Origin of the sequence: Paenisporosarcina sp., from assembly GCF_049671445.1 — a bacterium.
Lineage (GTDB): Bacteria > Bacillota > Bacilli > Bacillales_A > Planococcaceae > Paenisporosarcina.
Genome location: NZ_JBATUX010000008.1, coordinates 18,775 through 31,669, shown reverse-complemented (window position 1 = coordinate 31,669; position 12,895 = coordinate 18,775). Strand labels below are relative to the sequence as shown.

At 39.0% G+C, this 12,895-nt stretch carries 9 protein-coding genes; 2 read left to right on the top strand and 7 right to left on the bottom strand.

Annotation, left to right across the window (positions count from 1 at the left end; genetic code table 11):
• Window positions 1-283 precede the first annotated feature (283 nt).
• From WBG45_RS00525 to WBG45_RS00495, 7 genes are all read right to left on the bottom strand, one after another.
• A complete protein-coding gene (locus WBG45_RS00525; protein WP_424411844.1) occupies window positions 284-922 on the bottom strand; it encodes an L-fuculose-phosphate aldolase in 639 nt (212 codons plus the stop codon).
• 51 nt (window positions 923-973) lie between these two features.
• Complete coding sequence (gene mtnA, locus WBG45_RS00520) at window positions 974-2,005, bottom strand: S-methyl-5-thioribose-1-phosphate isomerase (protein ID WP_424411843.1); 1,032 nt, start codon at window positions 2,003-2,005, stop codon at window positions 974-976.
• On the bottom strand, window positions 2,002-3,216 hold the full coding sequence (gene mtnK, locus WBG45_RS00515) for an S-methyl-5-thioribose kinase (RefSeq protein ID WP_424411842.1): 1,215 nt from the start codon (window positions 3,214-3,216) through the stop codon (window positions 2,002-2,004). The genes mtnA and mtnK overlap by 4 nt, the downstream gene beginning before the upstream one ends.
• A 183-nt stretch (window positions 3,217-3,399) precedes the next feature.
• Window positions 3,400-4,704, bottom strand: coding sequence for an efflux RND transporter periplasmic adaptor subunit (locus WBG45_RS00510; RefSeq protein ID WP_424411841.1), 1,305 nt, complete (start codon window positions 4,702-4,704; stop codon window positions 3,400-3,402).
• On the bottom strand, window positions 4,697-5,389 hold the full coding sequence (locus tag WBG45_RS00505; protein WP_424411840.1) for a hypothetical protein: 693 nt from the start codon (window positions 5,387-5,389) through the stop codon (window positions 4,697-4,699). The genes WBG45_RS00510 and WBG45_RS00505 overlap by 8 nt, the downstream gene beginning before the upstream one ends.
• A gap of 1,479 nt (window positions 5,390-6,868) precedes the next feature.
• On the bottom strand, window positions 6,869-7,303 hold the full coding sequence (locus WBG45_RS00500; RefSeq protein WP_024535530.1) for a transcriptional regulator: 435 nt from the start codon (window positions 7,301-7,303) through the stop codon (window positions 6,869-6,871).
• A 119-nt stretch (window positions 7,304-7,422) separates the two neighbouring features.
• Complete coding sequence (locus tag WBG45_RS00495; RefSeq protein WP_424411839.1) at window positions 7,423-7,716, bottom strand: hypothetical protein; 294 nt, start codon at window positions 7,714-7,716, stop codon at window positions 7,423-7,425.
• Window positions 7,717-8,249: 533 nt separating this feature from the next.
• Between WBG45_RS00495 and WBG45_RS00490 the strand changes: the two genes are divergently transcribed.
• Together WBG45_RS00490 and WBG45_RS00485 are read left to right on the top strand one after the other, a co-directional pair.
• A complete protein-coding gene (locus WBG45_RS00490) occupies window positions 8,250-9,800 on the top strand; it encodes an SWIM zinc finger family protein (protein WP_424411838.1) in 1,551 nt (516 codons plus the stop codon).
• The gene (locus WBG45_RS00485) at window positions 9,797-12,529 is read left to right on the top strand and encodes a DEAD/DEAH box helicase (RefSeq protein WP_424411837.1); all 2,733 of its coding nucleotides are present in this window, start codon (window positions 9,797-9,799) and stop codon (window positions 12,527-12,529) included. The genes WBG45_RS00490 and WBG45_RS00485 overlap by 4 nt, the downstream gene beginning before the upstream one ends.
• Window positions 12,530-12,895 lie beyond the last annotated feature (366 nt).

Sequence of the window (12,895 nt, the reverse complement as noted above, 5' to 3'; positions counted from 1 at the left end):
ACAAAGGATTGTAAGGGTTTTCATAATTATTTGTAAAGTTTTATGAAGATTCCAATAAACAGGTAATAAGACCAGTTCAATACCATTTAAATGGTTTTTTTATCCACCTTAAATTCTAGTCAAATAGACTTACTCACTGAAATAAAATGCCATGCCATATTTTCTGTAAGTAACCTTCTACTTAATGCAAGACTATCATTCCACATAATAGAAAAGCGCCAGACACTTCCACTTTGTAAGGGAATGAATTTCCCATTGAAAGCGAAAGTGCCTGGCACTCGAATTATTTTTGGCCATACGTTTTGAATTTTTCTGCCATACTTTTCATTTCTGTTTGGTCAAGGATAACTGGATTTCCAATTGATTTTGCTTTTACATATACTTCGCAGCAAAATTCAATTTCTTCTGCAATTGCAAAGGCTGTTGGTAAGTTATTTGAACCAGCGAGTAGTCCGTGATTTGCTAATAAAACAGCTTGGCGATCCTTCATTCCTTCAAAAGCGTTAGTCGCTAGTTCGGGTGTTCCGAAACTTGCATACTTTGCACATCGAACGTTTTCTCCCGCAAATGCCACAAGGTAGGATACTGCTGGCAGCTCCCATCTTAGTGATGCAAGAACAGTAGCGTTAAGTGAATGTGTATGAACTATGGCGTTAATGTCTGTACGTTTTTCATAAAAAATCGCATGCATTGGGTATTCACTTGAAGGCTTTTTATCGCCGTTAATGACATTGCCTTGAAGATCGCAAACGACAACATCTTCAGCTGTCATGATGTGGTAATCGATTCCGCTGGGACTAATAATCATGTGATTGGCTTCTCGATTGAAAAGCGAGATGTTTCCACCTGTTCCTTTTGTAAGACCTCTCGAGATAAGCATTTTACAATAATCCACAACTTCTTTTCTTTCTTTCATATACATAGTGGCGTCCCTCCTTGTTTGGTGGCGCTTAATTTAAAGGCAAATAGGGCTTCACACAAATAGTTTCTTTAAGTTTTCGGTATATGGTGCTTGGACGATGCCTTTTTCAGTTATGATCGCCGTGATGTGCTCAGCGGGTGTGACATCAAAGGCTGGGTTGTAAACATGGACATCTGCAGGTGCAGTGAGTTTGCCGAAACCTTCGATGACTTCAGATTTGTGGCGTTCTTCGATTGGAATGCCAGCTCCGTTTGGCGTATTCAAATCGATTGTTGGTGTCGGTGCTGCTATATAAAAAGGAATCCCATAGTGTTTGGCTAAAATGGACACGCTAAGAGTACCGATTTTATTAGCAGTATCTCCGTTTGCTGCAACGCGGTCACAGCCAACAATTACAGCTTGGACTTTGCCCTGTGACATGACCATCGCTGCCATACTATCTGTTATAACTGTCACGTCAATTCCTGCTCTGCTTAGTTCTAGTGCCGTTAACGTGGATCCTTGTAAACGCGGGCGTGTTTCATCTGCGTAAACTTTGAAATTCCAGCCTTTTTCTTTGGCTAAATACATTGGAGCGGTAGCTGTTCCGTACTTCGATGTAGCGAGAGCGCCAGCGTTACAATGCGTCAAGATACCGATGCCGTCAGAAAGCAATGTTAGTAAATTCTCGCCGATGGTGCGGTTAATTTCTTCGTCCTCTTTATGAATGGCTTGTGCTTCTGCTAATAGCGCGTTTTGATAAGTAGAGTTTGAAGCTGTCACTGATTTCATGCGGTCTAGTGCCCAAAATAAATTAACCGCGGTCGGTCTTGACGTAGCTAAATACGCTGCAGTTTTTTGCACTATTTCGACCAAAACGGTTTGGTCTGTATCTGCTTTGTAATCGCGAACGCCTAAGTAAACGCCGTATGCTGCTGCTACGCCTATCGCAGGAGCACCGCGGATTTTCATGGTGACGATGGCATCCCATACGCTTTCGGCTGTTGTAAATTCTTCGTAAACGACTTCATTTGGTAATTTGGTTTGATCAAGTAATACAAGGGCATTATTTTTCCATTCGATTGGATTGAGTGCTTCTGTCATTGGTTTTCCTCCTGTTGTGCGTTTTGGAGCGCTGCTATATATTGTCCACCTGTTTGGAATTCTAGTGGGTTGAGAATCAGTTCTACTGCGACGCGCAGGCAGAGTCGTTCTGCTTTTAGGCGTTTTTCGATTGGTTCAATGGTGGTGATATCTTTTACTTTAGCGAGTCCAACGATACGACGTGCAAGTTCGAGCCCCGCCATGCCTGCTGTATCTTTTAATATGTTTTGGATATAGTGCTCTTTGAATTCAGCGTTTTTAGCAACGACTTCAGTAGCATGCTCTTCCCATGCAGCGCGGAATTTCGTTTCGAATAAGTCCATGATGTCGAACAAAGTGTTCTCGACCCACTGCGTGAATTCTTTATGTTCGTATGCGCGTCCTCTAGCCCATGCAAAAATAAGGTTCGCCATGATATTTCCGATGTCGTAGCCCATAGGTCCAAAAAATGCAAATTCAGGATCGATGACTTTGGTGTCGTTTTGGTCAATAAAGATGGAGCCTGTGTGTAAGTCGCCATGAACAAGTGATTGGGTATTGTTCATGAAATGGAACTTTAATTTCGCGACTTCTAGATGAAGCTCTTCGTTTGAGTAAAGAAGTTTTTGAACGAATTGTTCGTTGCCAGGTGTTACTTCGTTACGGTTAAAATTGTTATGGAAAGGCTCAGTAAACACAAGGTCTTCCGAGATTTCGCAAAGCTCAGGGTTGATGAATGTGCGAACTAATTCTTTCTTATCTTTATGGTTTAGCACGACGTCTGATGTGCCAAGTAAGGTGTTCACAAGGAAGTCGGTGATGTGTTCAGCGAAATGTGGAAATGTCTCAAAATTAGTTAGCGCTGTACGCATGATTGTTAATTTTGATAAGTCTTCCATGATGCAGCAACTCATGATTTCATCGAGTAAGTAAATTTCCGGGACTAGTCCTGGTGCTAGTGTATGTTGTAATTTTAGCGCTTCGGTTTCAATTTTGTTGCGACTTGTTGATAGGACGAATTCGTCTGAAATGCGCGCAGTGGTTCCTGCTTGTTTGACGATAACTGATTCGTTCGTTTCTGTATTGACGACTCGGTAAACGTAGTTTAAGTTGCCATCACCTATTTCCGTGCACGAAATATGTTTTGCATTTTGAAAAGAATCTATTTTAGATTTCACATAATGAATGACGTTTTCAGTGTTCATAAGGAAGTATTGTTCAAAAGTGGGCATGGCTTTGTGCTCCTTTGAAAATAGTATTTTTTCTATCATATCAAAACGAACGCGGGTGTGGGGATGGTTTCTTTCAAGATAGCGTTAGCAAGTCTCTTGGGGGTATCCTATTTTCTTCACGTTAAGTGGTAATCCAAACAACAAAAGTCTCTTTCCATGGCGGAAAGAGACTTTTGTACTGGTTTAAAACACCAAGTATTTAATATAGTTTTTCCAGCCAATTGCTTTGGCAGATTCCCATGATGGTGAATCGACAGGCATCGGAAGGAAAATGGCTGGTGCGTAGCGATAGTCGGTAATTTTCGGTTCATACACCACAATTGAACCCGCTTGTAATCCTTCACTAATGACAGAACGTGTTTTCCAGTCAAATGCGATGGTAACAGGTAGTTTCGCGGCAAATCCATTTTGACTCATTACGTATGCAACAGCTGATTCGTCTAAACGGTCGTAAAGCCAAGCCGTATTTACAGATGGCGCTTGCTTCGCTTCGTTGACGATGATCATAGCATTCGTGTTGTTGCCAAATGGCAAGTTTTCTATCGGTTCATTAGCTTGTATACGCACTTCATAGTATGCAAGTGGATTCGCATGCTCTTTTGGATCTAGTGATTTATAAGTAGTGAGATATTCGGAATCGCGTGCAGGAACTTGCGATATTTCCGTAACAGTTCCTTCAATTGAACGATCCATTCCATCTGCTTGCAAACGAACGCGATCGTTTACTTGGATATCTTGCCATTGCTCTTCAATAGCATAGGTGATCATGATTTTTTCCGTGCTGTAAATTTCAATTGCAAGTCGGTCATTGGTATCTCGTATTCTCGACACCACGCCATCCACAGGGCTAATGACTGCAGCCGCACCTTCTTGAGCCAGTTGTGCTTCAACGACTTCCAATTGCTGATTCACATCAGCAATTTTTTCTTGTGCATGTGCGATGGCTTGAGCAAACGCACCATCTTGAGAAACAACAACATCAACCCCGACATCCACATTAATGTCTACATTTACGGTTTGGTCTTCAGTAGATTCAGTCACGTTATCTGAGGTGCTGCCGTTCGAGCTGCTCGAGTTTGAGTTTTCTGCTTTTGTTCGATCCGATTGTAATGTACGAACCGTTGAATTAAGTTCAGTCAGCTGGCTTTCAAGAGCTTTTTCTTCTGATTCCCACAGACTTTTTTGCTCGTCCGCAGTAGACGTGTTAAGTGTGGCCAGTTCTTGCCCAACAGTAACAACGTCCCCTTCTTTCACTAACCAATCTTTTATTGTGTCTTCATTTTTAATATAAATAGTATTCATACTTTGTGGTGCAACGAGTGATTCTTTTGGTAATAGTTCCTCAAAAGAATCATTAGCTAGACGTTCATAGTTATGTACATAGACATCTTTTAAAACGAAGCTCTTATCACTAAATAACAGGATTGCGTTGGCTCCAATGAACGCTGAAATAGCGATAGATAGGCAAATGCTTAACCATTTATTCATTGAAGGCACCCCCTTCTACTAATTGTAGGTACCATTCTTCTAGAGGAAGAATGCTAACAGTCGCTGTAATTAAGGCCATGACTATATGAATTGTAATAATAATTAGGAATATAATGCGAGGGTTCATCTCCGTAAATGAACGAATAAAACGAACTTGTAACGCAATAATCAGTGCTGTGAAAATTGATAATTGATTAAAGAAAAATACTAGAAATGCATGGTCCAATAAAGTGGCTGCGAGTGGTCCAAATGAAAATAAGGACACTGGCGTGGTGACACCCAAAAGGACAAAGATAAAGAATAACAAAGCTTTTTCAAGTAATAGAATTCCCACGACAAACAGTTGTAAAACGGCTAGTTTTGATAACTCGATTCCTGTGATTTTATTTAATAGGAATGAAATGCCAAAAAAGTGGAATGAAAGGTAGAGGAATGCCCAAATAATAATTCCGGCTAGTGATACGAGTCGTGCAATTGCAAATGGATCTGTCCCACCCGCTGCATATACAGAGGTGATTTGCTGTGTATTCATACCCCACAGCTCTTGTACTATAAATAATAGTAATCCGAAAAAGCCTACCATCCATACACGTTTCTTAAAGTCTCGTATCGTGGAAAAGCCAAGATTATCTATTAGTTCTTGCTGATTTGCAAGATATCGCCAAAATCGAAAATCAAAAATCATAAGTTCGAAATCCTTCCTTTACTATCTTAAGCTAGTATTCTTTTATTTACTTTACCAAATATCGACATCATTTGTAACGTCAAAAGGACATAGTTTCAGAAAATTAGTGTATTTTTTGAAAGAATTGATTATTAATGTGAGATTTTAATGCATTGAGTCATAATTTTCCATGTATTAACAGGATTTAATCCAACTATTTTCGACAAGATATTTGTTTGAGGACCGTATTTTATTCCATATAAGTAAAGCATTTCTGAGACTTGAGAATTTAGAGAAGCGCTAACCCTTTTAAACAAACCCTCGACCGAAGATGAAATTTCGGTCTCTTCAGCTTAATTTATTCTAAACATTGAGAGTTTAACCAACGCAAAAAAGTGTAAGCTCCCAACTCTACTTACACTTTTTGCGTTATTTTCATTTCAAGATTTAGGCCCCAACCTAAATAGGGAGTAAGGATATTGTTCATGGAGTTTAAACTGCAAGCGGTTAAATAGGAATGAGTCGAGCTAGCCGCTGCACTATGTATGGAAATCCTATTCCCTCTATTTCCCCTTCCCCAAAAAGGGAGTAACAGCTCTTCTATAGTTTAAATCTCTTGTTTGTAGAATGAAATATTTCTCTCTAAATTTGAATTTTGCATACTAATACCATTCCAAAAACCAAATTTCCTCTTGAAAAAGGGCAGCAAAATCGAATTTTGTTTTATCTCACATAAATGAATAAATATTTTTATTCAAACCTACACTTTATATAACCTATCAAAGGAAAACGCTTACATATAATAACTTCATCGTATTTCCTGCAATGCGCAATTGATAGCATGTCATAATGCACAAACAGATGAAGAATTTCACTACTTCGAGCAGAGAATTTATTTAGAAAGGACGTGTTAGGTTTGAAATTTGGCAAACTATTTGATTTAAGTGCAGCCGATTTATTGTTCGGCGTCATTGGTTCAAGTGTATTTATCATTGGTTTGTATATGTTTACTTCATTCTAGGAGCGTATTCTATGGACAAATACGAATAGAACCCTTCCTCGATTGATTCGTTCGATGAAGGGTTTTACTATTATTATAAGATGGAAGTGAATCTTATTAAGAGGTGGTCATTTTTAAAGGAGATAGCTATTCTTACAGTATTCGGCATATCATGACCAATATTTCATTTGTCAGACGTGAGCACGTATTTTTCAGACGTCGATGCCGTTTTTTCAGACGTGAAGTCTATTTTTTCAGACGTGAACGGTAAAAAGTCAGACGTGAAATCAAGATTCCTACGTGACGCTTATTTTTTCCTACGTAAATCCCTATTTTTCCTACGTGGTTCCCGATTATTCCTATGTTACATACTAAATTCTTTTCCTCGCATCAACATCTGCCTTTAACCAGAAAAAAAGTCCACATAAAAACACCTTCCTCATATAAATTAAGGTAGGTGTTTTCATTTTTTATAGAATTCCATGGGTATCCTCCAACGGTTAGTGTAATAAACGATTAAAGAGATTTTCATCGCGATTTTGAAGAGCGTAGTCAATCATTCGACTAAGATTTGCTTCTTCTAATAAAGAGATGAATTCGTTTGCTTCTTCTTTTACATCGCTACCAGGCTCTCTGTCTTCCGGTTCGCCGTGTTGTAAAATTGTTTGCAGATGCGTATGAATATCTGACACTAGCAATAATTGATAGAGTGGCAAACGAATAAAGCGATTACCTTTTTGAAAAACGAAAACTTCAGATAAGTTTTCCACTTGGTATGTGTTCATATTGACGATGATTTCTTTGCCTTCGACAGGAATGAAGTGAAAGAGTTCGTCATCTTTTTTTATGGAAAAGTATTGATAAGCAAATACCAATTTCATCTTTTGTCCTTCTAGTTTTGAGTAGAACGGTTTCATTAGTTGTACGTGTAACATTGTGATCCCCCCTTGTTTTAATCAAAATATTCTGATTACTACTATTGTATCACATTCCCGTCTATTTCGTGCAGGATAAAATCGGAAAAAATACCGCCTAGAGTTAGGCGGGGCGGTGGTTATGTAAGAGGTTTTCCGAACGTAAAATAGGCCATTGATTTATCATGATATCGAATAAAGAATCCAAGCAGTATGTATTGTATCGTGGAAGTCATTTCATTACCTAGTCGTTCGTAGCAAGTAAATGAACATTTATTTTTAAGAAAATCAATTTGAATATCTTCAATTTGAATACAATCAAATGTCATTCTTTTAATTCTTGCTATTCCTTTATCATTCGACGTAATAATCGCTGATTTCTTATTGCCATTCGGTGTAATATAAAGTAGAACTTCTTGTCCACATGGATTCACTTTGGCGCTTTGATTTAACCCTGGTAAGTTAATTTCGTAGAATGGGCAAACAGATCAACCTTTCCCTTAATAAATTTAATTTGAATTTCTCGCTAATTTAATTCCCAAAAATGGATGTAAATAAGAACATTTTAAAAACAGAGATTCTGTTTATTTCTGTTTCGGTTGTAAAATAAATTTTACTACTTGCACATAATCGCGCTATGATACAATCCTAGAAAGCAGCATACTCCCTGTATTTCGTAAAATGTGCAAACTCTATCAATTTCCGAGAGAAATTATTACGAGTAAAAGAACCCATCGATGATTAAAGACAAGTAACAATCAACCCTGTCTATCTCGCATATAAATTAAATCCTACTTTTCATTAATTTTTTCAAGACTTTGCTAATCAATCTTCGCTTAATAAGAGCGATCTAAAAGAATTTTTGAAAGCTTATTTGAATTTAAAATCTTAATTCTTTCCTTTCACTTACGGTTTTCCTCGAAAAGCCGTATAATGAAAGGAAAGTTTTTTTTTGGAGATGTTGCTATTGAGCCATTCATTATTTAATATTGCTGTGCGTTACCAATCACATATCCAACAATGGATGAAGACGCTTTCTGAAGACCTACACCCTTCTCATTTAGATGATGAAGAGCTTGTTCGTCGTGCTTCCTTTGCCGTGCGTAACGGGGCAGTCCGCGCTCTCTCCTATGATCCTTACGAACATACTTTAGAAGCACGAGTGCATGATGTCAGTTCAGCCGTTGTGACGATTCACTTAGTAGATGAACAAATAACATGTTCTTGTCCAGAAAAACGGTTATGCCGTCATAGCTTAGCTGTTATTTTTAGTTTATATATGCAAAAGTCATCTCTCTCTGAGTGGCTCCAGGAATGGCGTTTAAAAAAGACAGAACAACTTTCGATCTTAGCCAATGAACGTACACCTGAAAGCTGGAATGCGATTGTTCAATCGACGTTTAATGCCGTTTCTGGTGAATGGTCTTGGAAAGAACGCTATTATATCGACAGTTCAATCAATCAAATGAAACAAAAATTAAAGAAGTTTATGCCTTTTGAACGTGAATGGCAGCCTCTTTACGATGTCTACACGCGTACCATGTTATTACGTCTTTTGTTTGAAGTAAGTGAAGACCTAAACGAAAACATGTTCCGGGCCACCATTCAGACCGATATTGAAGATATGCAACATCAGTTAATTACTCTTTCGAATAAGCCTCGTTTATTCGCAGCGGACCCTTTTTATGATGCACTAGTTTTGCATGTGCGTCATATCGTTTATGATCTAAAAACCATGGATGATCTTCGCTTTAATTTGCTTCATGCATTCTGGGTAATCATGCTGACTGAAAAAGGTCGTCGTGAGAAAGAATATGAATACTTACTTGAAATCAAGAATTTTGACAACGCTATCTTCCGTGCATTCTTCTGTGTACTTCTCAAGAAGCCAGAAGAGTTACAAGAGATTGCCGATAAAATTCATGCTAGTCAAATGCCAGAGTGGATGCATTTAGCGAAACTCGCGAAAGAACAAGACGATTTAACATCACTTACGATTATTTTACATGCGATGCGTCCACATATTTTTGACTATGTGAATAGCCATTTATCTGCATGGAACCGCTCCTTGTTCGTGTCAAAATTATATGCGTTGTATAAACATATCGATTTGCCGGATGAAGAACGTGAACAATTGTTTTGGCAGTTCGGATCATTTGGTGTTCGGGCTTATTCAGATTTCTTAATTGACCAACATCGTTATCAGGACTGGGTTGCGCTCCATCACCGCTTTGCATCAACTCTCGACTATGCAGAGTCATGCGGTATGAAAACTATCCTACAAGAAGCTCCAGAAGCCGTGTTACCGTTCTATCATGTCTTGGCACTTAATGAAGTGAGAGAACGCAATCGCCATAACTACAAGCAAGCAGTGCGAATTTGGAAGAAAATGAAATCCGCTGCCAAGAAAAGTGGCAAAACCGATTATTGGAACCTATATGTAGGTGAGATTCAAACAAAATATCGCCGCTTACGTGCACTACAAGAAGAGATACAGAAAGGAAACTTGCCTTTATGACTTCCCATGTATCGCCTTTTATGAAGAATTTAATCCTTTCATTCGACAAAATGGATGATGGATTTACGACCGTTCATGCCTATAACGATGAGGGCATGCGGTTATTTACTGAACAATGGATTTCGTTTATATCTTTTCAGCATGAACCATCTTTTTATGGTCTGCATCACGATGAAGAAACAAACTTTTCATCATTAGAGCTTGTCGAGCTATTTTCTCCTATTACTAAACATCCTTACGTCCACGTTAGTGGGTTCGCTCCAGAAGATGAGTCGATGATTGAAACCATTCAACAAGCTTCGAGTTTTTGGAGTTCACCAACTCTGTGGGACGATTTATCATTTGAAGAGGATTCGCTCGTTCATTCTTCACCTGATGCACCACCTGCTGCAAAACTGATGCTGACTTCGGCTATACAGCAAAAACTCTATAGTGTCGGCTTAACGTTACATGATATTCCAACTCTTCTTCCTTTCTTCAAGCAAGGTGGATGGCCACTGCAATCACAGACTGGTCAAGGAGAAGTCAACGTGGCACTGCGTCTTAGCGAGCCTGAATCTTTATCAGACGAATGGATTCTTGAAACAGTCGTTCGGGGCAAAAAAAGTTCAGTTCACTGGACTCCCGCTTTTCGAAAGAAACAGTCTCCTATCGAAGAGGCATTACCTGATAAATGGAAAGTGCATGCGTCGTACGTGCATGAAACTCAATCTAATATGCTTGATTTGATGAATATTGAAGCCGATGGAAATCGGTTTATATCATTGGCACTGAGTGATCTAGACGTTCGTCACTTTTTACGGGATGATGCGGCGCGTTTGCAAGCTCTCGGCTTTGAAGTCATTTTGCCGGCTTGGTTAAAAGCAGTGAAGGAATCCAAACTCCGTGTGAAATCAAACGCGAAAACGGCGACATTTAAAACGACAGCTGGTTTAAATGAAATTTTAACTTTCGATTGGAATTTCTCTTTAAACGGTCAAGCGATTTCAGAAGATCAATTCAAACAAATGGTTGAAGAAAATCGTGAATACATTCGTGCTGGAAACGAGTGGTTCCGCATTGATTCGAATTGGATGCATGAAATCCGTCAATTAATGGAGCAGACTGAAAATGAAAACTGGACAGTCAAAGAATTGCTTTTCCGTGAATTGCCTGATGCTCTTATTAATGAAGATGAAACTGGCGAAGAAGATGAAGATCCATTATTCCAATTTGAATTGAATCAATCGTTGAAAAGGTATTTGGAACAACTTCAAGAGAAAAAAGAATTGCCTACAACAATCGTATCCCCTCACCTATTAACCGAGTTACGTCCATATCAACAACAAGGACTAGACTGGCTTGTGTTTATGCGTGAACAAGGATTCGGCGTATGTTTAGCTGATGATATGGGTCTTGGGAAAACGGTTCAATTGATTGCTTATTTATTACACGTACATCGTACGAATCAAACCTTTAAGCCATCGTTCATCATTTGTCCGACTTCTGTTTTAGGAAACTGGCAAAAAGAGCTTGCACGTTTTGCGCCTGACTTAAATGTACATGTACACTATGGACAGACACGTTCTAAAGATGAGTCACTTGCTGTCGAATTAGGAGCTTTAAAACCTGACGTAGTCTTAACTACGTTTGGTACGGCTTCACAAGACGCAGAAGCGTTAAGTGAAATTGAGTGGTGTAGCGTGACACTTGATGAAGCACAAAATATTAAAAACATGCATACAAAGCAAAGCCGAGCGATTCGAAAATTGCGCGGTGAACATCATCTAGCGTTAACGGGTACACCTGTAGAAAACCGCTTGTCCGAGTTATGGGCAATTTTCGACTTTATTTATAAAGGTTATTTGGGTAGTTTCCGTAAGTTCCAAGAAAATTTCATTGCACCCATTGAACGTGACGAATCAGAAAATCATAAGCAAAAACTACGTGCCAAAATACGTCCTTTCTTGTTAAGACGTACGAAACAAGATCCGGATTTGTTATTAAATCTTCCGGATAAACAAGAACAACGCGAGTATTGTCCACTCACAACAGAGCAAGCTGCACTCTATGAAAGTTTGATTCAAGAAACGTTGTTCAAGCTTGAAACCTTAACCGGATTTGAGAAAAAAGGTCTTATTTTAAAAATGTTAAGCAAGCTGAAGCAATTGTGTAATCACCCAGCTCTTTATTTAAAAGAGGGATTTGGTGAAGCGGAGTATATGATGGAGCGTTCTGAGAAGTTAGCACGCATTGTCACACTCGCTGCCGAAATTGCCGCTCGCGGTGAGCAATGTCTAATTTTCACGCAATATATTGGCATGGGCCACTTGTTACAGCATTGTTTAAGTGAATTATACGACATTGATCCACCATTCTTGTCGGGTAGTATGCCAAAAATACAACGTGACAATCTTGTAGAAGCGTTCCAAGAAAAAGAATTTCCAGTGTTTATTTTGTCTCTGAAAGCTGGCGGTACAGGACTTAATTTAACAGCAGCAAATCATGTATTACATGCCGATCGATGGTGGAATCCAGCGGTTGAGAATCAAGCTACAGACCGTGCTTATCGTATCGGGCAAACGCGTTTTGTGCATGTTCATAAGTTTGTAACCATAGGTACAATTGAAGAAAAAATCGATAAATTACTGGCTGATAAACAAGCACTATCTGAAGACTTAATCCAATCGAGTCAATGGATTACTGAAATGGCAGATGAAGATCTGAAGGATTTATTAACTTTAGGTTAACTATGCAAATAGGTTTTCACTGCGCTTCTGACGCTTCCTCTGCTGCACTATGATCTAAATATTTAAGAGTGGGGCTTGTGACTTCGTCACTCGCCCCATTCTATTTTTTTAAATCATTCTGCGGCTGGGATTCGTCCTTAGCTCCCTAAAAATCTGAATGCGCACAGTTTAGTTTGTTTGGTTTATGAGAGAATAGATTCTATCTATTCGTAGATAGTCGACCGAAGATGCAATTTCGGCCTCTTTCTGCTTACTTTATTTCAGACCATCCTTTAAAGCTAATAATAAAAGTTACTCTAAAGGAAAAATAGACGGTGGCAGACTTAGCCACTAATGTTCCCCAATTTTTGGCTGCGACTGATCCCG

What these genes read in the sequence shown, in the direction of transcription:
- WBG45_RS00525 (WP_424411844.1), bottom strand. Translation starts at nt 922, where the DNA reads ATGTATATGAAAGAAAGAAAAGAAGTTGTGGATTATTGTAAAATGCTT.
- mtnK (WP_424411842.1), bottom strand. Translation starts at nt 3,216, where the DNA reads ATGCCCACTTTTGAACAATACTTCCTTATGAACACTGAAAACGTCATT.
- mtnA (WP_424411843.1), bottom strand. Translation starts at nt 2,005, where the DNA reads ATGACAGAAGCACTCAATCCAATCGAATGGAAAAATAATGCCCTTGTA.
- WBG45_RS00510 (WP_424411841.1), bottom strand. Translation starts at nt 4,704, where the DNA reads ATGAATAAATGGTTAAGCATTTGCCTATCTATCGCTATTTCAGCGTTC.
- WBG45_RS00500 (WP_024535530.1), bottom strand. Translation starts at nt 7,303, where the DNA reads ATGTTACACGTACAACTAATGAAACCGTTCTACTCAAAACTAGAAGGA.
- WBG45_RS00505 (WP_424411840.1), bottom strand. Translation starts at nt 5,389, where the DNA reads ATGATTTTTGATTTTCGATTTTGGCGATATCTTGCAAATCAGCAAGAA.
- WBG45_RS00485 (WP_424411837.1), top strand. Translation starts at nt 9,797, where the DNA reads ATGACTTCCCATGTATCGCCTTTTATGAAGAATTTAATCCTTTCATTC.